Raw genomic sequence first — 21,359 nt, 5'->3', positions numbered from 1 at the left:
CCCGTGCGTCCGTTCCTGGTGGTCGGGGCCGGGCCCCGGTTCGTCATGTCTAACACACCGGGCCCGGATCCCGCCCGGTGCACGGTCAGTTCGTCGGCGTCCTGGTGCGGAGGGCTTCGGCGAGGGCGCGGCGGCAGAGCGAGTCGGCGTGCCGGGTGGTCTCGGGGAGGCGGTAGCGGCGGGCGAGGTCGAGGGTGGTGCGGACGGCGGTGTCGAGGCCGATGCGGTGGCCGACGGAGACGAAGACGGGTTTGACGCCGGGCCGGGTGCGGACGGCGCGGCCGACCTCTTCGCCGGTGGCGGGGTCGGTGAGCGGGGTCGAGGAGCCGCGTTCGGGGGCGGGTTCGTGGTGGGTGAAGGTGAAGGGGGTCTTGGCGACGCCGAGGGTGCGGAGTCCGGTGTGGACGCCGAGGTGGCTGGCGAGGCCGAGGCGGCGCGGGTGGGCGAGGCCGTAGCCGTCGCAGACGACGGTGTCGGGGGTGCGGGTGAGGGCGGCCAGTGCGTCGAGGACGGCGGGGAGTTCGCGGAAGGCGAGCAGTCCGGGGACGTACGGGAAGGCGATCCGGCCGACGGCGGTGGCTTCCTCGACGACGTCCAGGGTGTCCCGGTCGAGGAGGACGGCGGCGGCGACGACGAGGTCGTGGTCGTCGTCGTAGGCGACGTCGACGCCGGCGATCAGCCGGGCCGGGGTGTCGTCGTCCTGGGCCCGGACGAGGGGCCGCAGCCGTTCCTGTTCGGCGAGCGCCTGGGCCTCGGTGGTGGGCCAGTCGGCGGGGATGGGCACGGTCGGTTTCCCCCGGTCGGTGTGGTGTCGGACGGGCTCCACCGTACCGAGGGGGCGGCCGACCCCGGGGTGAGCCCGTGCGCCCCCTGTGCCCCCGGACTCCCGGGCTAGCCTGGTCGTACCGAACTCCCTTGCCGGGTAAGGCTTCTGGCACCGGCTCCAGTTCCGCCCGTTCCCCCCGACGTGCGAAGGACCCCCCGCCATGCCACGTCCGTCCGCCGCCCAGTTCTGCCTCGGCTCGTTCACCGTCGTCGCCACCACGGTGGCACTGCTGGCCGTTTCGGGCGCCGCGGGCGTCCTGGAGGTCGCGGTGCTGGTGGGTTTCGCGCTGGCGCTCGGCACCGTGGTGACGCTGCTCTCGCTGTCCGTCTCCGCCCGTTCCGGTGCGGCGGCCGGCCGTCCCGGGGGTTCCCCGGCCGCGGCCGGGCGCGAGTACGCCCGGCCGCGCTGATCCGCTGCCGGGCGTCGTCCCGCCGTGGTGCCTCAGATCTCGGTGGTGACCACGACGGTCTTGGCGGCCTTGTCGTGGAGGCACTGCCGGTAGGGCTTGTCGAAGACGCCGAACAGGCCGTCGACGATCCACCACAGGGCGGCGCAGCAGAGCACGGCCGGGAGGATGTAGACGGCGGCCCGGGTCCAGGCCGCGGACTGGGTGGGCGGGTTGCCGTCGACCAGCATGGCGACCCGGATCTTCATCGCCTTCTTGCCGAGGGTCTGGCCGTCCCGGCTGAGCATCAGGGCCTCGTAGATGAGGTAGATGGCGCAGCCGAGCCAGAAGGCCTCGGTCGTGCCCTGGCGGGTGCTGAGGTCGACGAAGGGGCCGACGACGATGACGCCGACGGCCTGCATGAGCACGTAGTCGATGAGGCGGGCGAGGATCCGCTTGGGCCAGGTGCCGATCGGCGGCATGCCGGGGACGGGGCCGCCGGTGGCGGTGCCGTAGGGGCCGGGGCCCGCGCCGTAGCCGGGCGGGGGCTGGTCGTGGGGTTGGCCGCCGTGGGGCGGTTGGCCGTACGGGTCCTGACCGGGGGTCGTTCCGCCGTAGTTTCCCTGGTAGGCGCCGGGGCCGTCGGCCGGGGTGCCGGAAGGGACATCCGGAGGACCGTCCGCCGGGGTGCCGGTCGGGGTGGGGCGCGGCGGTTCGCCTTCCGGCGTGCCGCCGCCCGGGGCGGGGGGCTGCTTGTCGAAGGAGGGCTGACCGCCCCCCTCCGGCTGGGGGCCTGAGGGGTCGTGGGTGCTCATCCCCCGAGTAGAACATCACACATTCTCAAGCTTTGGGACATTCTGTCCGTTTTGCCATCGGCCGACGGGATCCGCAGCCCGATCGGCGGGCGGTACCGACGGCCGCAGCCCTCGGGGCGGGCCGGGGGTCGCGCCGCCCCTCAGTCGCGGACCACCCGCGTCCGGGCCGCCCGGTCCTGCCAGCCGCGCCGCGCCGGACGATCGAAGAGCGGCCAGACCAGGCCGAGCAGCAGCACCACACCGAGCTGCCGGACGGCCCACCGCAGCAGCGAGCGACCGAGGCTCAGCCGGGTCCGGCCGCCGGGAGCGGCGGCGTCCACCACCCGGATCCGGGCCAGCCGCTTGCCGAAGGTCTGGCCGGTCCGGGCGATCGGCAGCACCTCGTAGACCAGGCTGACGAACACCAGGATGCCGACCAGGGCGGCGAGCTTGGCCAGCACCACGTCGTCCACCAGCCAGACCTGCACCTGACGGCGGGTGAGGGAGCTGGCCATCCTGGCCTGGTCCAGCTTCTCCTGGAGGTGGTCGGCGACCGAGCCGCCGAGCGGAATGCCGGCGGCGACGGCGACCACCAGCAGCACCGCGGTGTCCACCGCCCGGGCCGCCAGCCGCCGGCCCGGCCCGGCGGGCACCCGGGCCGCCGGGCGGTGCCGGACGGGCGCCTCCCGGGCCGGGCGCACCACGGGCAGCGCGCCGGCGGGGGTGGGGGCGGGGGTCGCGGTCGCCCGGGTCCGCGCCGGGGCCGACGAGGCGGTCGGGACGGACGAGGCCGACGTATGGACCGGCTCGGGTTCGACCTCCGTCCCGACCGTCGGCGCCACCGCGGCGGCCGCCGTGGCCACGACCGGCGCCGGCACCTCGCGGACCGCCACCGCCATGACGGGTGCGACGGCCGCGGCCAGCTCGACGGCAACCGCAGCGCGCTCCGGCTCCGCGCGCCCCTCCTCTTGGTCGAGCGCCCCCGGAAGCGCCCCCCAGGACACCCAGTGCGGTGCCCCGCCGGTCTCCATCAGGCCCCGCTGCGCCCGCGGATCGGCCTGCCATCCGGAGCCGCCCGGCACCCCGGACACCGCGGCCGCCCCGGGGTCCTCCTCGACCACCGGTTCGACGGTGCGGAACACCGGCCCGCCGATCACCTCCGCCACCCTCGGCCCGACCACGAAGGACGCCCCGCCCGTGGTCTGGTCGAGGTACACCGGTCCGGTGTCACCCGAGCCCGGGGCCTCCCGGTCCGCCCGCCCGGGCACCGGTCCGGGCTCCTGCGCGACCAGGGGCACCGGCACGGGCACCGACGACGACACCGACGCCGCCACCGCCGACGACACCGGCAGCGGCGAGTCCGACCGGGCCGCGGGCACCGGCACCACCACCGGAGGCGGCACCGCCCGCGCCGCCGCCACGTCCGGGGCGGACCGCCGGGCGGCGAACCGGGGCGGCTCCAGCACCTCGCCCTCGGCGGGAGCGAGTCGGCTGGTGCCGGGCACCCAGGCGGAGCCGCCCCAGTACCGGACGAAGCCGGGGATGGAGGGGTCGGGGTAGTAGCCGGGCTCGGGTGCGACGGCCGGGTCGCCGTCGGCGGCGAAGGGGCGGTCCGTCATGGGGTCTTCTCTCCTGTCAGGTCCTGACGAGGGCCGATGGGGATCGGGGACCGGGCCTCAGCAGATCTGAACGGGTCAAGATGCGTCGCATCGGTGCACATCGGGTCGAAGTCCGGTCGGAGCGGAACTCGCAACAGAACGGGACGGAACTCGGGACGGACGCCCGCGGACGCCCGGTGCGCAGGGGGGCGCCACCGGAGGCGGACAGTCGCCGGACAGTCACAAAGGGTAGTACCTCGCCGGAGTGCCGACGGGAAGTTAACGATTCCCCGGACAGCGGAGGGCCTCCCGAGGTAGGGATACGGGCGCGCGACCGACACCCGCGCGCCGCGCTCCGGGCTGTTCACCACCCCTGGCGAAACTTCCCCGAGAAATCTCGGAAACGTGTGTAAGAACCGGCGCGGTCCGCCCTCTCAAAGGTCAAGGAGCCCGGAACCGGGCACGAACCCAAGGCAGAGAGGAAGACGATCATGGACCGCCCCGTCAGCGTCGTGGAGCACGAGCTGGAGCTGAACCTGGTGCTCTCCCCGGAGCACAGCGTCCCCGTCCCGGCCCGGCTGACCTACGGCAGCCACGACCCGTACGCCGTCTACATCACCTTCCACCTGGACACCGGCTCCCCGGTGACCTGGGTGTTCGCCCGCGAGCTGCTGGTCGAGGGCACCTTCCGCCCGTGCGGCCAGGGCGACGTGCGGATCTGGCCGACCCGCTCGGGCCGGCGCAGCGTGCTGTGCCTGGCGCTGAGCTCGCCCGCCGGGGACGCGCTGCTGGAGGCGCCGCTGCCGGTCGTCGCGGCCTGGCTGGAGCGGGCGCACCGGCTGGTCCCGCCGGGCAGCGAGCTGTCCGCCCTCGACATGGACGGCTCGCTCGCCGAGCTGCTCGCGTAGGCGTGCCGGTCGTGCGCCGCAGCGTGCACTGGCACGTCCAGGAGCTCCGGCACGCCGACGAGCGGATCAACGACGCGCGGATGACCGACGAGCGGATCGACGACGCACGGATGAACGACGGGACCAGGGACAGCAGCAGGAGGAGCGACGGCGCCCCCGCCGGCTCAGCGGGCCGCGGGGGCCTGCTGACGACCGCGGGCGGCGTCCGGGCCGCCGCCGTCGCGCTGTCCGGGCAGCCGGACCAGCGGGGCGCCGGCGGAGCGCCGCCGGGCCCTTATCCGGATGGCGGCGGCGAGCAGGAAGCAGAGTCCGACCCACGGATAGACCGAGGTCGGCAGCTGCCGCAGCGGTGACATGTGGAGCACGGCCGTGCCGATCGGCTTGGCCGCCCACATCGCGAAGGACAGGAAGGCGACCAGGGTCGCCCAGAACGCGGCCCGCCACCGCAGCCGGCGGACGCCGGCCGGGCGGGCGTGCTCGACCGAGGCCTCGGCGGCGAGCAGGACGAGCACCGGCACGCACCAGACCCAGTGGTGGGTCCAGCTGATCGGCGAGATCAGCACGGCGGTGACGGCCGTGACACAGAAGCCCCAGGCCTCGGCCCGGGGCAGCCAGCGGCTGCTGCGGACGGCCCAGGCGGCGACGGCGAGGCCGGCCAGGGCGACCAACCCGGCGCCGAGGGTGGCGATGACGCCGGGGTCGGCGGAGTGCAGCAGCCGGGCGAAGGCGCCGCGCAGCGACTGGTTGTCGACGATCTCGGTCTTGCCGACCCGGGACGAGTCGTAGAGGTACTTGGTCCAGAAGCCCCAGGTGGCGTCGGGCAGGAAGAGCGCGCCGAGCAGGAAGGTGCCGAGGAAGGTGAGGCCGGCCGTGAAGGCGGCCCGGACCCGGCCGGTGAGCAGCAGGTAGACGGCGAACAGGCCGGGGGTGAGCTTGATCCCGGCGGCGATGCCGATCGCGATGCCCTTGCTGCGGTGCCCGTCCGAGCGGGTGAGGTCCCAGAGGACCAGGCAGGCCAGCGCGAGGTTGATCTGGCCGTAGCGGAGCGTGGTGAAGACGGGTTCGAGCCAGACACCGAGGCCGGTGATCAGCACCACGCCGATCGGGCGCAGCTCGCGGCGCGGCCAGCCGACCAGCTTGAAGGACAGGTGGGCGAGCAGCGCGAGCAGTCCGAGGTTGCCGAGAGTGATCAGCACGCGGAGGACGGGGATCGGGAACCAGGTGGTCGGGACGAACAGCATCGCCGCGAACGGCGGGTAGGTCGCCGGCAGGTTCCACTCGGTGACGCGCAGTGCGTACAGGTCGGTGCCGTTGGCGACGGCGGCGCCCTCGGCCCGGTAGACGACCATGTCGACCATCGAGGTGTGCACGAAGTGACGGACCACTGCGTACACGAGCAGCGACAGCAGGGCCATGGCGGAGGCGACCAGCAGTGGCCGGCGGGGGGCCTCACGCAGGGCGCGCACGGGGGCACCGAGCGCGATCCGCAGCCGGTCCGACAGGGGGGCGGGCGCCGGGGCGGGTACGGTCCGTACCTGGCTGCGCTCGTCTTGCACCGCTGTCACTGTCCACTCCGTCCACCGCTCGGCCAACCAGCGACGATACCGGATGCGACCGGTCCCGTCCTGGGCGCGATCGACTACGCACAGTGATGAAAGGGCCCCGGCCGACCGTGCCCGGCTGCGGGCTGGGCACGGGCGGACGGGGCAGTCGGGGCGGTCTTCGTGCGGGCGGACGCCGCTGGGCGACCTCCCCGGGCGGCCGTGCCCGGGCGGCCCGACGTGACCGGTGCCACCGACGCTAGCGCCGTCCGGGGTCGAACGGGCGGCCCGCACGTGGGGTGAAGGCTCCCTTATGGCGCAGTTAAGGAAGGCCCCCCGATCGACGGGCCACCCCGACGCCCCACCGTCATCGCGTCGTCACGTCGTCACGTCGTCACTTCGAGAACAGCGCACCCCGGCTGCGCCGCCGACCGGTCCGGGCGGGCGCGGCCTCCTCCGGGCGGGTGCGCAGCCGCAGCCGGGTCTCGGCGCCGCCGAGTACGGCCGAGCGGCCGAGCGCGAGGTCCCCGCCGGTGGACTCGGCGAGCTTGCGGACGATGTCCAGCCCGAGGCCGGTGGAGCCCTCCCCGCCGTGGCCCTCGCCGCGCTTGAGTGCGGCGGCCGGGTCGCTGTAGCCGGGTCCGGCGTCGCCGACCAGCACGATCACCGCGGACTCGGTGGCCAGCACGTCGACCGAGAAGGCGGCACCGACGGCGGTGTGCCGGAAGACGTTGCCGAGCAGCGCGTCGACGGCGGCGGCGAGGTCCCCGCGCTGGACGGGCACCGGCGCGGGGTGTTCGGCGCCGGCCAGCTGCCAGCGACGGCCCTCGTCCTCGGCCAGCGCCGACCAGAAGCCGACCCGTTCGCGGATCACCTCGGCGGCGTCGCAGCCGACCGCGACGGCGGGCGCGTCCTCGGGGTCACGGCGGGCGGAACGGATGATCTGGTCGACCTCGCGCTCCAGTTGGGCCACCGCGTGCCGGGTGGCGTCGGCCGCGTCGCCGTCGCCGAGGGAGGCGGCATTGAGCCGCAGCACGGTCAGCGGGGTGCGCAGTCGGTGCGACAGGTCGGCGGCCAATTCGCGTTCTGCCGCAAGGAGTTGGACTACCCGGTCGGCCATGGTGTTGAACGCCTGGGCGGCTTCGCGCAGTTCCTCGGGGCTGCCGTCGACCTGCTTGCCCGTCACCGGGACGCGCACCGTGAGGTTCCCGGCGCCGAGCGAGCGGGCGGCACCGGCGAGCCGGCGGGCGGAGGCGACGATCCGGCTGCCCATCCGGTCGGCGACCAGCACCGAGATGGCGACCAGGCCGAGCGCGACCGCGGAAAGCACCTGCCAGGCGGTGGAGACGCCCCGGGTGAGGTCGCTCTCGGCGACGAACACCTCGACCACGGCGGTCCGCCCGGTGTCCACCGCGACCGGCTGGAGCAGCGCGTAGCCGCCGGGCACGGCGACGGTGAAAGCCCGGCCCTGGCCGCCGGCCGTGGCGACGTCCGCCGCGGCGGCGCGCCCCTCCCCGAGGGTCGGGCCGTCGGGCCCCCCGGCCCCGGCCGCCGCCCCTGCTCCCCCGACCGCCGGTCCTCCGCTCGCCGGTCCACCGTTCGCCGCCGGCACCCCGGAGACCTCCGGCCCCCCGGGGACCCCCGGCGCTCCGGCGGGCACCGGCAGGTGCACCGCCATCCGCCCCTGCGCCCCCGCGTCCGTACTGGCCAGCGCCCGGTTGACGGCGTCCTGGTCGGTGGTGATCGCCAGGGCCGGCCCGAGCGCCGCGGCCTGCCGTTCGGCGGCGGTGAACGCCCGGTCCCGGGCGGTCTGTTGGACCATCAGGCCGAGCGGGATGAGGAAGGCCAGCGCGACCATGGTGGTGCCGGCCACCGCGGCCTTGATCAGGGCCCAGCGCAACGAGCGGACGAACCGCTTCATGTCCGGTGCTCCGCGGGCCCGGCGACGGACTCCAGCCGGACCCCGACGCCCCGGACGGTGTGCAGGTAGCGGGGGTTGGAGGCGGTCTCGCCGAGTTTGCGGCGCAGCCAGGAGAGGTGGACGTCGATGGTCTGGTCGCCACCGTAGGTCTGTTGCCAGACCTCGGCGAGGATCTCCTTGCGCGGCACCACCACGCCGGGCCGGGCCGCCAGGAAGGCCAGCAGGTCGAACTCCCGCCGGGTCAGGTCGAGCAGCCGCCCGTCCAGGACGGCCTCGCGCCGCTGGAGGTCGATGGCCAGTCCGCCGACCCGCAGCACCTGGGCGACGGGGGCGCTGCCGCCGCCGAGCCGGCGCAGTACGGCGGCCATCCGGGCGCTCAGGTGCTCCCCGGAGAAAGGTTTCACCAGGTAGTCGTCGGCCCCGTCGTTGAGCAGCCGGACGATCTCGGCCTCGTCGTCCCGCGCGGTGGAGATGATCACCGGGACGTCCGTCAGCCCCCGGATCATCTTGAGCGCCTCACTGCCGTCCAGGTCGGGCAGGCCCAGGTCGAGGATCACCAGGTCGCAGCCGACCTGGGCGACCTCCCGCAGCGCCTCCAGGGCCGTGCCCACACTGCGGACCGCGTGACCGGTGTCGGTCAGGTGGCGGATGAGCGCGGAACGTACGAAGGGGTCGTCCTCGACCACGAGCACTGTTGCCATGGCCCTGCACGGTACGCCATCGGTGGGCAGTGGTCTGTACCTCGGGGGTGCCTCCGGACCGGGTCCGGACATTGTGCAACTCCCCTGCGGAACAACCGGGGTGCCGGTCCCCGCCGACCGGGAAATACGGCAGGATGTGCGGACGATGCGGAACGGACTGGTACAGCTGTGCGCCTGGGCGGCGGCCACCGGGGCGGCGGTGGCGCTGTCCTGGCTCGGCGTGCACGCGGTGCTCACCGGAGCCGCGTCCGAGCAGCCCGTGGCGCTGCCGCTGCCCTCCCCGAAGACCGTCGGCACGCCGTACGGCGCGACCCCGACCCCCGGCCGGACACCGACGACCGACGCCCCCGCCCCGCCGGCGTCGCCGCCCCCGTCCCCGAGCCCGACCGCGCCCCCGGCCGCCGCCTCAGCGACCGCCGCGCACGCACCGGCCGGCCCCGCGCCCACGCCGTCCGCCAAGCGGCCCGCGCCGAGCGCCACCACCACGTCCACGGTGAAGAGCTACCCGATCCCCGGCGGCCGGGTCGCCCTGGACATCCGCGCCGACGAGGCCTCGCTGGTCTCCGCCACCCCGGACCCGGGCTGGCAGATGCAGGTGTGGAACGGCGACCAGTGGATGCGGGTGGACTTCACCAGGGACAACCAGGCCAACTCGGTGTTCGTCTACTGGAACGGCCACCCGCCGGTGGTGGAGACGGCGATCCGCTGAACCGGCGGCGCACCCGTCAGCGACCGCCGGGCACCCCGAACGGGTCGTACAGCCGGTACGGCTCGCCCGGCTCGAACAGCCCCGTGGGCCCGACCATCTCACCCGACCCGTAAGGCCCGTACGGCTCGTACGACCCGACCGGCTCGTACCCCGGCAGGTACGGCCCCGCGTAACCGGCCCGGTCGACCAGGGTGTGTCTGGTGCCGCCGGGCACCGCGATGGTGGCCAGCACCACCGAGCCGAACCGGTCCCGCGTCTCGTACGGCTCGGCCAGCGACAGCGCGCCCCGGTCGACCGCGTAGTCGTACGCGTAGTAGACGTCCGGCACGCTCACCGGGAGGTCCAGCACCCCGTCCGCGCAGCGGGCCGGACCGGCCGCCAGCTCCCGGCCGCGCGGGCCGCCCGCCCGCGCCGGCGAGGTGAGCACGATCCGCGTCCCGGGCCCGGTGAGCACGTAGGAGACCGTGTCCGGCCGGCCCGTCTCCGGCCCGGCGTACGCGGTGCAGCGCAGCCCGAGCGCCGCCCGGTAGCGGGCGGCGGCCCGCTCCGCGTCGGCGACCGCGAGGACCACCGCGTCGGCCCGACCGGCCGGCAGCGGTCCCGGATCCCCCGGGACCCCGGCCAGGCCCGCGGCGAGCAGGACGGAGTCGGCGGTGTCGGTCATGACGGCCTCCCGGTAGGCGTACGGACCACCCGACGCCCGGGGTGGGGCCCGGGGCACGGGATCGTGGCTGGAGGGTGGCGCCGGGCCGACCGGCGCGCAACTGTTCCGTTTCCTCCTGGTCAAGCTGTGCCCCGGGACGGGAGAATCGGCGGCGCCGCTGTACAGAATGCCCACCGGAGGACGGAGCCACGATGCCCCCCGCCCACGCCCCGAGCTCCCCCGGCTCCCCCGACCCGAGCGGCCCCACCGGCCCGCAGGGCCCCACCGCCCCGCAGGGCACCGCCGCGGCCCCGGCGGGCGGCGGGAACGACACCATCGACGCCCTGGACGGACGGCTGATCCGGCTGCTCGCCGAGGAGCCCCGGATCGGCGTGCTGGAGTGCTCGCGCCGGCTCCAGGTCGCCCGTGGCACCGTGCAGGCCCGGCTGGACCGGCTGCAGGCCAAGGGGGTGATCGGCGGCTTCGGCCCGGAGGTCGACCCGGCGGCGATCGGCTACCCGGTGACGGCCTTCGCCACCCTGGAGATCTCCCAGGGCCAGGGCGCGGACGTGCGGGCGCACCTGGCGCGGGTGCCGGAGGTGCTGGAGCTGCACACCATCACCGGGATCGGGGACATGCTGGTGCGGATCGTGGCCCGCTCCAACGCCGACCTCCAGCGGGTGATCGACCGGGTGGTCGGCTTCGACGGGATCGTCCGCTCCTCCACCGCGATCGTGCTGGAGAACCCGGTGCCGTACCGGATCCTGCCGCTGGTGGACCAGGCGGCCGCCGAGTAGGACGGTCCGTTCGGTGCGATGTGCCGATTCGGCATAGGCATGAGGCCCCGTCAGCCCCAAGATCTATACATGAACGTTCCGCCACTGCCCGTGCCACGCGTCGGTCCGCCGATACCCGTGCCGCCCCCGCGCTCCCCCGGGACGGCCCCGGCATGACGTCCCCGGTCGCGATCGACGGCTCCTCCCCCACCCTCATCGCCTCCGCCCAGCGCGCCCTGCGCCTGCTGGAAGCGGCCGCCCGCTACCCCAAGGGCGCCACCGCCAAGCAGCTCGCCCGGGACACCGGCCTGGCCCTGGGCACCGCGTACCACCTGCTGCGCACCCTCGTGCACGACCACTACCTGGAGCGGCACTCCGGGCACTACCTGACCGGTCCGGCGGTGGCCGGCCTGGTCCGGGACGACGGTCCGGCGGCGGGCCGGGCCCGGCTCAAGACCCTGCTGGACGCGCTGGCCGAGGAGCTCTCCGCCGCCGTCTACTTCACCTGGTACCGGAACGGCGAGGTGGAGCTGATCGGCGCGGCCGAGGCACCCGGCGCGCCGCTGATCGACCGGCACCGGTGGCGGACCGGCGCGCACGCCCATTCGGCCGGCAAGACGCTGCTGGCCCTGATGACCGCCGAGGAGCGCCGGGACCACCTGGCCCGCCACCCGATGGTGCCGTTCACCGCCCACACCCTGCGGGACCCGGCGGCCCTGCCGCTGCTGTCGCGCCAGGGCCCGCGGCGCTCCGTCCCGATCACCCAGTTCCAGGAGTACTCGCTCGGGGCCGCGGGCGCGGCGGTGCCGGTCGTCGCGGGCAACGGCATCGGCGCGGTCTCGATCTCGCTGCCGATGACCCAGGCGCACCGCCTGGTGGGGATCGCCGCCCAGCTGCGGACCAGACTGGGCGACGACTTCGCCTCGGTGGCCTTCGGACTCTGACGCCGGAGGCCGCCGAAGCACCGAGGGCCGCCCGGCACCGAAGCCGGAGGCCGCCGGGTTCAGCAGCTGGGGACGCTGCCGCCGCTCTTCAGCGCCTCCAGCGCCGAGACCGACTCGGCGAGCGTGCCCACCGGCACCAGCCGCAGCGCCTTCGGGGTGTTCACCTTGGCGTCCGTGCACTCGTCCCTGGGGAGCAGGAACACCGTCGCGCCGTCCCGGGCCGCCGCCAGGGTCTTCAGCGGCACGCCGCCCACCGGGCCGACGGTGCCGTCCTTGTCGATGGTGCCGGTGCCCGCGATCTTCAGCCCGCCGGTGAGGTCGCCGCCCTTGCCGTCGCCGGCGAGCTTGTCGACGATGCCCAGCGCCAGCATCTGCCCGGCGCTCGGGCCGCCCACGTCGCCCAGGTCGACCTTGACCTTCACCTGGTCCGGCGAGAGGTGGAGGTAGCCGAGCGCGGCCAGGGTGGCGCTGTCCTGCGACTCGGCCATCTGCTGGGCCGTCGCCTCCTCGGCCTTGGTCGGGTTGCTCTGCGGGTAGACCGTCTCGGTCGGGCGGACGGCCTCCTTCGGGTCGAACCAGGCCTGGAGGGAGCGCCAGAAGGTGGTCCGCTGGTCCGGGTTGGTGGCCGAGATGGTGACCATCCGCAGCTCACCCTCGGTGCTGCGCAGCGGCGCCCCGGTGACGGTGAGCACCGGTCGGCCCTGGTAGCTGCCGAGGGTGTCCGCGGTCAGGCCCGGCCAGGTGATGGTGTACGGCAGCGGGACGAAGGCCGCCACGCCGAACAGCGCGGCGACCAGCACCCCGCAGAGCGCGAGCGCGCGGGTCCGCGGGGACGGGAGGGCCTTGGGCAGCTTGGTGTCGGACACAAGGGGAATCCAAACACACCCGACGCCGTGGTACGCCCGGCCCGGTGCCCGTTACCGCAGGGCGTCGGCCACCTCGGTGGCCGCCTCCACCACCCGCGGGCCGACCCGCTCGGGCACCAGCCCGTTGAGCATCACCACGCCGACGCTGCCCTCGATGCCGCTCAGCCCGAGCAGCGCGGCGGCCGCCCCGCTGGCCCCGGACTGCTCCTCCGCACGGGTGATGACGAAGCCCTGTTCGGGCCGGCGCTGGCTGGGGAAGGTGCGGGCCTCCAGGATCGCCCGGCCGGCCGCGCTCTCGGTGAGCGGGTGCCGCAGGCCGGTGCGGTAGGCGACGTGGAAGTCCGTCCAGCTGGGTTCGACCACGGCGACGGCCAGCGCCTCGCTGCCGTCCACCAGGGTCAGGTGAGCGGTGGCGCCGAGGTCCTCGGCGAGGCTGCGCAGGGCGGGCAGCGCGGCCTCGCGCAGCAGCGGGTGCACCCGGTGGGCCAGCCGCAGCACGCCCAGGCCGACCCGGGCCCGGCCGCCGATGTCGCGGCGGACCAGGCCGTGCTGCTCCAGGGTGGCGAGCAGCCGGTAGACCACGGTGCGGTTGACGGCCAGCCGGGCGGCCAGCTCGGTGACGGTGAGCCCGCGCTCGGAGTCGGCGAGGAGTTTGAGGACGCGGACGCCGCGGTCCAACGTCTGGGAGGTCTCGGCAGTCACGACGGGCTGTCCTTTCCGCGGCGCTCGCGGGGCGGGCGGCGCCGGACCAAGAAGGTCGGTGTCGCGCGCAGGTGGGGGTGGCCGCGCTCGGGCCGCGCGGTGTCGTCCTCGACGGCCGCACGGTCCTGCGGAGCCCGTCCCGCGGGGGTTGCCCGGTGGAAGAGCGTGGGGGAAAGGTAGTGAAGGAAAGGTCGCGACGGAAGTGGTTGTCCAAAATTCGGTCGTGATCATCGGTGCCACCACCGGGAATTCCGGACGAACCCCGTCAATTCACCTGCCCCGACCGGACGCCGGTTCGACCCCGGTCCGATGTCCGGACACCCCGGCGCGGCGGACCCGGGCCGGGCCCGTCCGCCCGTCGGCGCCGGGCCCGCCTGCCGGACCGTTACTTCGCCCACTCGCGGATCTTGGCGATCCGCGCCTTCAGCTGGTTGGCGGTGGCCTGCGCGGTCAGCGGGCCGCCGCACTGGCGGCGCAGCTCGTTGTGGACGGTGCCGTGCGGCTGGCTGGTGCGGTGGTGCCAGGCGGCGACCAGCGCGTTCAGCTCCTTGCGCAGCTCCCGCAGCTCCTGGTGGGTGACCACCGGCCGCTGCTCGGCCGGCAGCTCCAGCAGGTCGGCCTCTTCGGCGGGCTTGGTCTTGCTGCGCTGGATCTGCCGGTGCTGGCGCTTCTGAAGCAGCATCTGCACCTGGTCGGGTTCCAGCAGGCCCGGGATGCCGAGGTAGTCCTCCTCCTCCTCGCTCCCCGGGTGGGCCTGCATGCCGAATTCCATGGCGTTGTAGAGGACCCGGTCGAAGACCGCCTCGGAGCCGAGCGCCTCGTAGGAGAACTCGTCGCCGCCGGCGCCGTCCGGGCCGTCGTTGGCCCGCTCGGCCTCGGCGAGCAGCCGGTCCTCCTCGTCGAAGAGGCCGTCGCCCTCCTTCTTCGGCCGGTCCAGCACGTGGTCGCGCTGGAGCTCCATCTCGTTGGCGAAGCCCAGCAGCATCGGGATGGTCGGCAGGAACACCGAGGCGGTCTCGCCGCGCTTGCGGGCGCGCACGAAGCGGCCGACGGCCTGGGCGAAGAACAGCGGGGTGGAGATCGAGGTGGCGTACACCCCGACGGAGAGCCGGGGCACGTCGACGCCCTCGGACACCATGCGGACGGCGACCATCCAGCGCGAGGTGCCCTCCGAGAAGTCGGAGATCCGCTTCGAGGCCTCGGCCTCGTCGGAGAGCACCAGGGTGACCTTCTCGCCGCTGATCTCGCGCAACATCTTGGCGTAGGCGCGGGCCACGTTCTGGTCGGTGGCGATCACCAGCCCGCCGGCGTCCGGGATGGCCTTGCGGACCTCGGTGAGGCGCCGGTCGGCGGCCTGGAGGACGGAGGGGATCCACTCGCCCTGCGGGGAGAGCGCGGTGCGCCAGGCCTGGGCGATCAGGTCCTTGGTCATCGGCTCGCCGAGCCGGGCCTCCAGCTCGTCGCCGGACTTGGTGCGCCAGCGCATGTTGCCGCTGTAGCTGAGGAAGATCACCGGGCGGACGACGTGGTCGGCCAGCGCGTGCCCGTAGCCGTAGGTGTAGTCGGCGACGGACTTGCGGATGCCGTCGCTGCCCGCGTCGTACGCCACGAACGGGATCGGGTTGGTGTCCGAGCGGAACGGCGTCCCGGTCAGCGCCAGCCGGCGGGTGGCGGGCTCGAAGGCCTCGAAGCAGGCCTCGCCCCAGGACTTGGAGTCACCGGCGTGGTGGATCTCGTCCATGATCACGAGGGTCTTGCGGGCCTCGGTCCGGTTCCGGTGCAGCATCGGGTTGACCCCGACGCCCGCGTAGGTGACCACGATGCCGTGGTAGTCCCGGGAGAGCGGACCGGAGGAGTACGCCGGGTCCAGCCGGATGCCTATCCGGGCGGCGGCCTCGGCCCACTGCTTCTTCAGGTGCTCGGTCGGTGCGACGACCGTCACCTGCTGCACCAGGTGGTTGTGCAGCAGGTACGAGGCCAGGGTGAGCGCGAAGGTGGTCTTGCCTGCGCCCGGGGTCGCGACCGCGAGGAAGTCGCGCGGCTGGGTCTCGATGTACTTGTCCAGCGCACCCTGCTGCCAGGCCCGCAGCTTGCCCGCGGTGCCCCAGGGGGCACGACCGGGGAACGCCGGGGACAGGTGGTGCGAGGCGGCGGGCGCGGCATGGCCGACGGCCCGGACGGGCTCCTGCTGCTCCTGTGCGTCGGAGAACAGCGGCATCGAGGAGGCGGCGGCAGTACTCACGGTCTCCGAGGGGGATCATCGCAGGTCAGAGGCGGTTTTGCGGCCTCATCCCGCGGTCGGGCGGCGGTCGGACAACCCGCCCAGCCTACCGGGCCGGGGCCGTTCGGGCCTCCAGGCCGGGCTCCGCGCCGGGCCCGGGCGGCCGGAAATCGATGTGACGCGGGTCACCTCGATTTCCTCTCGAAACCGGGTAATCCCCAACGTCCCCGGCACTCTCACCAGGGTGAGGCCGCCCCAACCCCACCTGCCGTCGGGCGGCCCCGTCGAACGAAGGGACCCACCCTTGTACTCCGCCGTCGAAGAGACCGTCCAGGCCCGTCTGATCCTCTCCCCGCACCGCTCCGTCCGGCTCCGGGTGGTGCTGTCCTACCTGCCGGAGGACCCGTTCGCGGTCCGGATGGCCTTCCCCGCCGAGTTCTCGCTGGACGACGCCCCGGACGGCCAGAGCGCCGAGGACATCGTCTGGGTGTTCGCCCGCCAGCTGCTCTCCTCCGGGCTGGAGCTGCCGGCCGGGCCCGGCGACGTCCACGTCCGGCCCGCGCTCGGCCGGCGCACCATGGTCGAGCTGCGGGCCCCGGAGGGCACCGCGCTGCTCCAGTTCGACTCCACCGACCTGCGGCGCTTCCTGTGGCGCAGCCGTCTGCTCGTCCCGGAGGGCGAGGAGCACCTGCACCTGGACGCCGACCGCGCGCTCGCCCAGCTGCTCGGCTGACGGGGCGCCCGGCGTCCGGGAGCGCCCCCGCGCCTCCGGACGTCAGAGGGGGTCGCCCCAGGCCGTAGGACGGCCGCCCGGGTCCGGGGCCCGGGAGGGCAGCCACCCCGCCACTCGCCCCATCAGGCCGGTCAGCCCGACAGCTTGCGCATCAGCCGGACGCCCTGCGCCGCCGTGAGGTGCGGCAGGTAGGCCTTGCCGATCGCCCTGGTGATGCCGGGCAGCGCCGCCGGGTCGGGATAGGCCATGTACATCGGCCGGTACTCCGGCTGGAACTTCGCCTTGAACGCCAGCAGCGAGCGGAAGCCGTACACCGGCTCCAGCGCCTTGCCCATCCAGTCCAGCGTCCGCTGCAGCCCGGTGGGCTCCTCGTCCTGCCTGGCGCGGGCCAGCGGTGCGCCCGACAGCGACAGGAACAGCGCGCCCTCGCCCTTGAAGCCGAGCGCGGCCGAGGCGATCAGGAACTCGTTCACGCCGCGGAAGCCGTCCGAGCGCCGCCGCATGAAGTCCAGCGTCCAGCCGACCGGCACGCCGTCCCCGTACACCGGCATCCAGCTGGTCAGCCCGTGCACCACCCGGTCCTGGTCCACCGCGATCAGCACCCGCACGTCCGGGTCGTCCAGCTCCTCCAGCCCGCCGAGGGTGAAGCCCATCTCGGGCAGCCCCTTCTCGGAGACCCACTCCTCGGAGATCGCCCGGATCTGCTCGCGCAGCGCGAGCGGCGCCTCGTGGTACGCCCACCACTCCGCGGTGATGCCCTGCTTCCCGGCCTTGTTCAGGGCGGTGCGGATGTCCTGCCACTTGCGGCCGGTGAAGGCCAGCTCGGGCAGCGGCACCACGGTGTCCTCGGCGACCTGCACCGAGCGCCAGCCGAGCTGCCCGGTGACCGCCCTGGTCTCGGTGCCGACGCTGTAGAAGCACGGCGTCCAGCCCCGGGCGTCGCAGTACCGGGCGAACCCGGCCACCGCCCGGGGCCGGTCCTCGGCGGCGCCGAAGGGGTCGCCGGTGGTCAGCGCCACGGTGCCGACCACCCGGTAGGCGACGGCCGCGCGGCCGCCCTCGTCGAACCAGTAGTGGTTGCCGTCCCAGGTGGTGATGAAGGAGAGCGTCCCGCCGCCGTGCTCGGCGAGCAGCGCCCGGGCCCGGGCGGCGGCGGCCGCGTCGGTGTGCAGCACCGGACGGCGGAACGCCGAGAGCAGCGCGACCAGCGCGACCAGCCAGAACACCAGCCCGCAGTACGTCTCCAGGAGCAGCGCCACCGGGCCGACCGCTATCGGGTAGTCCGGCAGCAGGTCGTTGTACGCGGGCGGCAGGAACTGGGCCGGCAGCCCGTTCACCAGCCCGCGCACGCCCGCGCCCGGCTCGAACTGCCCGGCCACCAGCCGGCCGAGGCCCACGTACGCGGCCGAGGCGGCCAGCGCGGCCCCGCCGACCACCACGGCCAGCCGGCGCACCGCCCGGCCGGACAGCCGCAGCCGGAACCGCTGCCGGGTCGCCAGCAGCAGGGCCGTGGTCAGCAGCGGCAGCAGCATCGCCTCGACGAAGTACTGCACCACGTCACCGCTGACCGGCCCGGCCTCGAAGTACAGCCAGGCCAGCAGCGCGGTCCAGAGCAGCTCGGTGGCGACGCTGATCCGCCAGGCGAACCGCAGGCCGCGGCGCAGCCCCTCGGCGAGCACCAGCAGCAGCGCCGGGAACAGCGCGGCCATCAGCCGGCCGGGGGTGTCGAAGATCCGCTCGACGGCGTGCGCCCGGGCGCAGCTGTGCACCGACTCGGCGCACAGGTCGGCCACCTCCTCGGGGCTGAGCCGGTGCGAGAAGTACAGCTCGGAGAAGGTGTTGAACGGCCCGCTGGCGTTGTCGTACAGCGAGGCGATCAGCGGTCCACAGGCGGCGGCGACCAGGCAGAGCGCGACCAGCACCCGGGTCTCGCCGTGCGAGGAGCGGTGGGTGCGCAGGTACGGCCGCCCCCGGCTGAGCAGCGCGCCCAGGCCGAGGCCGCACAGCGCGGCGGCGCACCGCTGGACGCTCTGCAGGTGGCCGACGTACAGCGTCATGACCAGCGGGAGGAGCAGCACCAGCAGGTGCAGCCGGCGGCGCCAGAGCACGGTGAGCCGGTAGCCGAGCACCCCGGCCAGGGCGAACAGGCCGACGCCGGGCCCGACCGAGGTCTGGTCGGCCACCGAGACGGTCCACTGCTCCCCGGCGGCGGAGCCGAACCGGACCAGCGCGGCGCCCAGCAGGGTGCCCGCCACCTGCCCGCCGACCAGCACCGCGAGGGTGTGCAGCCGGCCGAGCCGGCGCTCGGCGGCCGGGCCGACCAGGAGCAGCAGCAGGCTGGTGAAGACGTACGCGCCGGTGCCCGAGGACCAGAGCATCGAGGTGACCGGGGTCCACCAGCGGCCCTCGCCGAGGGTGGACAGGCCGACGCCGACCTGGGAGAGCAGCCGCTCGGACGGCCCGTCGGTCAGGCTCCCGGTGGCCGCGCCGACCGCCCAGAGCCCGGCCAGCAGGGTGAGGGTCAGCGGCGCCGCGCGCAGCTGGTCGCGGAGCACCCGGGCGGCCCGGCGGATCCGCTGGGGGCCGGGCTCCGGCGTCCGGGTGACCGGGCCGAGGTCGGTGCCGGGCCCGGGCTCGGCGGTCGGCCGGGTCGTCGGTGCGGCGAGGAGTCGGGTCATCGGATCAACCCCGTCTGTTGCGCGAGCCAGGGCAGGTTCTGCTCGAAGGCCTGCCGGAACACCACCCAGCTGTGCCAGCCGGGGATGGTCTGGTAGCCGACCTTGATCCCGGCCGCCTGCGCCGCGGCGTGGATCTTCTCCTGCCCCGGCCGGTACCAGGGGTCGTCGGCGCCGACCACGATCATCCCGGCGGTGTCCGGGAACTTCCGGGCCGCCATCAGGTGCATCGGGTCGACGGCGGCGAAGGCCGCCTCGTCGCCGCCGAAGGCCTTGTCCACGGTCTCCTGGTGGGTGCCGAGGGTCGGCTCGTCCTGCCCGGAGATGTCCAGGAAGGTGCCGTACACCTCGGGTGCGTTGAGGGCCAGCTGGATGGCGCAGGTCCCGCCGAGCGAGAGTCCGCCGATGGCCAGCGAGCCGCGGCCGGTGGCGGTCTGCAGATTGTGGTGGATCCAGTCCGGGATGTCGGCGGCCAGGTAGGTCTGCGACTTGGCGATCCGGGAGTCCATGCAGAGCGGGTTGGAGAAGTTGCCGCCGGTCTGGTCGGCGACCACCACGATCGGGGCCAGGCCCTGGTGCTCGGCGGCGAAGGCGTCCAGGCTCTCCCGGATGGCGCCGGAGTTGACCCAGTCCTCGGGTGCGCCGGGCTGGCCGGGCAGCAGCACCACGACGGGCAGCAGCGGCCGGGGGTTGGCCCGGTAGGCGGGCGGCAGGTAGACGTACCCGGGGCGGGCGGTGAAGCCGGACTTGGTGCCGGGGATGGTCACCGGCGAGAGGGTGCCCTTGTCGGGCAGGCCGGGCGGCGCGTGCCAGACCTCGGCGAGCGGGCGGCCGGGCGTGCCCTGCACGGTGGCGGCGGCCCGGCCGGTGGTCAGTTCGTCGGTGTGCGGCGCCAGCATGGCCCGGGCGGTCGGGTACTGGTCGAAGCCGCGGTTGACCTGCGAGGCGGCCATCACCACCACCAGGGCCACGCCGCCGACGGCGAACAGCCGGCGGCGGACGGTCAGCAGCGGGGCGCGGAAGCAGAGCAGGGCCATGCCGAACAGCGCGACGGCGATCCAGCGCAGGACGAAGTCCGGCGTGCCCTCCGGGAACGGGCGCCACCAGTCGTCGACGGCGATCTTCACCAGCAGGGTGAGCAGGCCGCCGAGCAGCAGGGCACCGAGCATCCGCGGGGCGCGCCAGCGCTCGTGCCGGGAGAGCGCCAGCAGGGCCAGCGCGGCCCAGCCCGCGGCGAGCACGGCGTAGGGGACGGGGCCGTGGGTGAGCGGCCAGTCGATCGGGTTCCAGCGGGTGGCGAGGGTGAGCGTGGTCATGCGGCTTTGCCCGGTGGTGTGGTGTCGGCCAGGAATCCGTAGGCGACGACGTTGCCCTCGTAGCCGTGTTCCTCGCTGTACGCGCCGCCGCAGGTGATGACCCGCAGCTGTGCGTCGGCGGCCTGGCGGTAGACCCGGTCGTCCGGGAAGTCCTTTCGGTCGTGCACTTCGATGGCGTACAGCTGGTAGACGGCGGTGGCGCCGTCGGCGCGGGCGATCTCGATCCGGTCGCCCCGGTGGAGTGCCCCCAGGTGGTAGAAGACGGCCGGCCCGGCCTGGTTGTCGACGTGGCCGGCCAGGATGGCGGTTCCACGCTGACCGGGGCTGGCGCCGCCGCGGTACCAGCCCGCGAGGTTGCGGTCGGCGGCGGGCGGGGCCTGGAGGTGGCCGTCCGGGTCGAGGCCCAGCTCGGTGACCGGGGCGTCCAGGCGGACGGCCGGGATGCGGATCCTGGTCGGGGTGGACGGGCCGAGCGGCGGGACGACCGAGACCGGGGCGAAGCCGGACAGCGCCTGTCCGCCGCCCGGCACGGGCGGCAGCACGGGCGTGCCGCCGTCGTGCAGCAGCCAGGCGCCGAGCACCAGGGCCGCGCCGGCCGCCAGGGTGCCCGGCCAGGGGCTCCTGCTCTGCTGGACGCCCACGGTCGCTCCCTCCTGTCGGCCCGGATCCCCTTCCTGAGAGTTTCCTGGGAACTCATTCAATCGGATCGGATGCCGTGCCACGTCCCCACGATGGTCGTATCCACACCCGCCGATCGGCAGGGATGACGGCCCGATCCTGCGCCGAGTGGGCGTTCCGCCACGGACCGTGACGGCCGTTTTCCGCGCCCCGGCACGGCACTCTGACCCGTCGAACAGCATCGACGTTTCGACCCACGGGTTCGGTTGCGTCAATCGGGCGATCGATCACGACCGTCCGCTGCGCCTCTTCGACCGTTCCGGCCCGCATGGCATGCTGACCCGGTCACGGGCTCCACCCCTCTCCGGTCGGACCGTACTTCCGCACGCCGCGCCCCCGCAGCACGCGAGCCGGCCGTCAGCCGAACGCCACATGAACGGAGTGACCATGGACGCGCTCTCCCGCCGAACCCTGCTGGCCGC

At 74.5% G+C, this 21,359-nt stretch carries 19 protein-coding genes; 6 read left to right on the top strand and 13 right to left on the bottom strand.

All coding sequences use genetic code 11. The features are described 5' to 3' along the window. Positions 1–85 precede the first annotated feature (85 nt). On the bottom strand, positions 86–784 hold the full coding sequence (locus tag ACIP4P_RS31190; protein WP_400924197.1) for an endonuclease V: 699 nt from the start codon (positions 782–784) through the stop codon (positions 86–88). Positions 785–986: 202 nt separating this feature from the next. Here ACIP4P_RS31190 and ACIP4P_RS31185 point away from each other — a divergent pair, with 202 nt between their 5' ends. Further along, positions 987–1,235 (top strand): hypothetical protein, encoded by a 249-nt coding sequence (locus ACIP4P_RS31185; protein WP_350514877.1) that lies wholly within the window; start codon positions 987–989, stop codon positions 1,233–1,235. A 32-nt stretch (positions 1,236–1,267) separates the two neighbouring features. Here the strand turns inward: ACIP4P_RS31185 and ACIP4P_RS31180 are convergent, their stop codons facing one another. Then, entirely contained in the window at positions 1,268–2,026 is a 759-nt protein-coding gene (locus tag ACIP4P_RS31180) for an RDD family protein (RefSeq protein WP_400924195.1), read from the bottom strand. A 140-nt stretch (positions 2,027–2,166) separates the two neighbouring features. Continuing rightward, the gene (locus ACIP4P_RS31175; RefSeq protein ID WP_400924191.1) at positions 2,167–3,624 is read right to left on the bottom strand and encodes an RDD family protein; all 1,458 of its coding nucleotides are present in this window, start codon (positions 3,622–3,624) and stop codon (positions 2,167–2,169) included. Positions 3,625–4,094: 470 nt separating this feature from the next. Here ACIP4P_RS31175 and ACIP4P_RS31170 point away from each other — a divergent pair, with 470 nt between their 5' ends. Then, entirely contained in the window at positions 4,095–4,511 is a 417-nt protein-coding gene (locus tag ACIP4P_RS31170) for an SsgA family sporulation/cell division regulator (protein ID WP_350514880.1), read from the top strand. A gap of 164 nt (positions 4,512–4,675) precedes the next feature. On the opposite strand, the gene ACIP4P_RS31165 is transcribed toward ACIP4P_RS31170, so the two are convergent. The 3 genes from ACIP4P_RS31165 to ACIP4P_RS31155 form a co-directional block, all read right to left on the bottom strand. Next, the gene (locus ACIP4P_RS31165; protein ID WP_350514881.1) at positions 4,676–6,076 is read right to left on the bottom strand and encodes a glycosyltransferase 87 family protein; all 1,401 of its coding nucleotides are present in this window, start codon (positions 6,074–6,076) and stop codon (positions 4,676–4,678) included. 370 nt (positions 6,077–6,446) lie between these two features. After that, a complete protein-coding gene (locus tag ACIP4P_RS31160) occupies positions 6,447–7,973 on the bottom strand; it encodes a sensor histidine kinase (RefSeq protein WP_400924188.1) in 1,527 nt (508 codons plus the stop codon). Next, positions 7,970–8,674, bottom strand: coding sequence for a response regulator transcription factor (locus ACIP4P_RS31155; RefSeq protein ID WP_400924185.1), 705 nt, complete (start codon positions 8,672–8,674; stop codon positions 7,970–7,972). Before ACIP4P_RS31155 ends, ACIP4P_RS31160 begins: the two co-directional genes overlap by 4 nt. 145 nt (positions 8,675–8,819) lie before the next feature. Between ACIP4P_RS31155 and ACIP4P_RS31150 the strand changes: the two genes are divergently transcribed. After that, on the top strand, positions 8,820–9,383 hold the full coding sequence (locus tag ACIP4P_RS31150; protein ID WP_400924183.1) for a hypothetical protein: 564 nt from the start codon (positions 8,820–8,822) through the stop codon (positions 9,381–9,383). Between the two features lie 16 nt (positions 9,384–9,399). Here the strand turns inward: ACIP4P_RS31150 and ACIP4P_RS31145 are convergent, their stop codons facing one another. Next, on the bottom strand, positions 9,400–10,047 hold the full coding sequence (locus ACIP4P_RS31145) for a VOC family protein (protein WP_400924181.1): 648 nt from the start codon (positions 10,045–10,047) through the stop codon (positions 9,400–9,402). 191 nt (positions 10,048–10,238) lie between these two features. Here ACIP4P_RS31145 and ACIP4P_RS31140 point away from each other — a divergent pair, with 191 nt between their 5' ends. Together ACIP4P_RS31140 and ACIP4P_RS31135 are read left to right on the top strand one after the other, a co-directional pair. Continuing rightward, positions 10,239–10,823 (top strand): Lrp/AsnC family transcriptional regulator, encoded by a 585-nt coding sequence (locus ACIP4P_RS31140; protein ID WP_400924179.1) that lies wholly within the window; start codon positions 10,239–10,241, stop codon positions 10,821–10,823. A 152-nt stretch (positions 10,824–10,975) separates the two neighbouring features. Next, on the top strand, positions 10,976–11,746 hold the full coding sequence (locus ACIP4P_RS31135) for an IclR family transcriptional regulator (RefSeq protein ID WP_400924177.1): 771 nt from the start codon (positions 10,976–10,978) through the stop codon (positions 11,744–11,746). A 59-nt stretch (positions 11,747–11,805) separates the two neighbouring features. On the opposite strand, the gene ACIP4P_RS31130 is transcribed toward ACIP4P_RS31135, so the two are convergent. From ACIP4P_RS31130 to ACIP4P_RS31120, 3 genes are all read right to left on the bottom strand, one after another. Further along, positions 11,806–12,612, bottom strand: coding sequence for a S16 family serine protease (locus ACIP4P_RS31130; protein ID WP_400924175.1), 807 nt, complete (start codon positions 12,610–12,612; stop codon positions 11,806–11,808). A gap of 51 nt (positions 12,613–12,663) precedes the next feature. Beyond that, positions 12,664–13,314 (bottom strand): IclR family transcriptional regulator, encoded by a 651-nt coding sequence (locus ACIP4P_RS31125; protein WP_188305665.1) that lies wholly within the window; start codon positions 13,312–13,314, stop codon positions 12,664–12,666. A 385-nt stretch (positions 13,315–13,699) separates the two neighbouring features. Beyond that, positions 13,700–15,532: a DEAD/DEAH box helicase gene (locus ACIP4P_RS31120; RefSeq protein WP_400924437.1), complete on the bottom strand. Its 1,833-nt coding sequence runs from the start codon at positions 15,530–15,532 to the stop codon at positions 13,700–13,702. Positions 15,533–15,839: 307 nt separating this feature from the next. Here ACIP4P_RS31120 and ACIP4P_RS31115 point away from each other — a divergent pair, with 307 nt between their 5' ends. Continuing rightward, positions 15,840–16,268, top strand: coding sequence for an SsgA family sporulation/cell division regulator (locus ACIP4P_RS31115; protein WP_400924173.1), 429 nt, complete (start codon positions 15,840–15,842; stop codon positions 16,266–16,268). 131 nt (positions 16,269–16,399) lie between these two features. Here ACIP4P_RS31115 and ACIP4P_RS31110 read toward each other — a convergent pair whose 3' ends face one another. From ACIP4P_RS31110 to ACIP4P_RS31100, 3 genes are read right to left on the bottom strand one after another with little or no spacing between them, the layout of a single operon-like run. Continuing rightward, the gene (locus ACIP4P_RS31110; protein WP_400924170.1) at positions 16,400–18,946 is read right to left on the bottom strand and encodes a rhomboid family intramembrane serine protease; all 2,547 of its coding nucleotides are present in this window, start codon (positions 18,944–18,946) and stop codon (positions 16,400–16,402) included. Continuing rightward, the gene (locus ACIP4P_RS31105; protein ID WP_400924168.1) at positions 18,943–20,259 is read right to left on the bottom strand and encodes an alpha/beta hydrolase; all 1,317 of its coding nucleotides are present in this window, start codon (positions 20,257–20,259) and stop codon (positions 18,943–18,945) included. The genes ACIP4P_RS31110 and ACIP4P_RS31105 overlap by 4 nt, the downstream gene beginning before the upstream one ends. Next, the gene (locus ACIP4P_RS31100) at positions 20,256–20,900 is read right to left on the bottom strand and encodes a class F sortase (RefSeq protein WP_400924166.1); all 645 of its coding nucleotides are present in this window, start codon (positions 20,898–20,900) and stop codon (positions 20,256–20,258) included. Before ACIP4P_RS31100 ends, ACIP4P_RS31105 begins: the two co-directional genes overlap by 4 nt. Between the last annotated feature and the right edge of the window lie 459 nt (positions 20,901–21,359).

The sequence above is a fragment of the Kitasatospora sp. NPDC089509 genome, assembly GCF_044749365.1.
Classification (GTDB): Bacteria; Actinomycetota; Actinomycetes; order Streptomycetales; family Streptomycetaceae; genus Kitasatospora.
This window is presented reverse-complemented; position numbering and strand designations above follow the sequence as displayed.

Coding starts and splice junctions, on each gene's coding strand:
- ACIP4P_RS31150 (WP_400924183.1), top strand. CDS start 8,820: ATGCGGAACGGACTGGTACAGCTGTGCGCCTGGGCGGCGGCCACCGGG.
- ACIP4P_RS31120 (WP_400924437.1), bottom strand. CDS start 15,532: ATGCCGCTGTTCTCCGACGCACAGGAGCAGCAGGAGCCCGTCCGGGCC.
- ACIP4P_RS31160 (WP_400924188.1), bottom strand. CDS start 7,973: ATGAAGCGGTTCGTCCGCTCGTTGCGCTGGGCCCTGATCAAGGCCGCG.
- ACIP4P_RS31170 (WP_350514880.1), top strand. CDS start 4,095: ATGGACCGCCCCGTCAGCGTCGTGGAGCACGAGCTGGAGCTGAACCTG.
- ACIP4P_RS31110 (WP_400924170.1), bottom strand. CDS start 18,946: ATGACCCGACTCCTCGCCGCACCGACGACCCGGCCGACCGCCGAGCCC.
- ACIP4P_RS31135 (WP_400924177.1), top strand. CDS start 10,976: ATGACGTCCCCGGTCGCGATCGACGGCTCCTCCCCCACCCTCATCGCC.
- ACIP4P_RS31155 (WP_400924185.1), bottom strand. CDS start 8,674: ATGGCAACAGTGCTCGTGGTCGAGGACGACCCCTTCGTACGTTCCGCG.
- ACIP4P_RS31105 (WP_400924168.1), bottom strand. CDS start 20,259: ATGACCACGCTCACCCTCGCCACCCGCTGGAACCCGATCGACTGGCCG.
- ACIP4P_RS31180 (WP_400924195.1), bottom strand. CDS start 2,026: ATGAGCACCCACGACCCCTCAGGCCCCCAGCCGGAGGGGGGCGGTCAG.
- ACIP4P_RS31140 (WP_400924179.1), top strand. CDS start 10,239: ATGCCCCCCGCCCACGCCCCGAGCTCCCCCGGCTCCCCCGACCCGAGC.
- ACIP4P_RS31175 (WP_400924191.1), bottom strand. CDS start 3,624: ATGACGGACCGCCCCTTCGCCGCCGACGGCGACCCGGCCGTCGCACCC.
- ACIP4P_RS31145 (WP_400924181.1), bottom strand. CDS start 10,047: ATGACCGACACCGCCGACTCCGTCCTGCTCGCCGCGGGCCTGGCCGGG.
- ACIP4P_RS31185 (WP_350514877.1), top strand. CDS start 987: ATGCCACGTCCGTCCGCCGCCCAGTTCTGCCTCGGCTCGTTCACCGTC.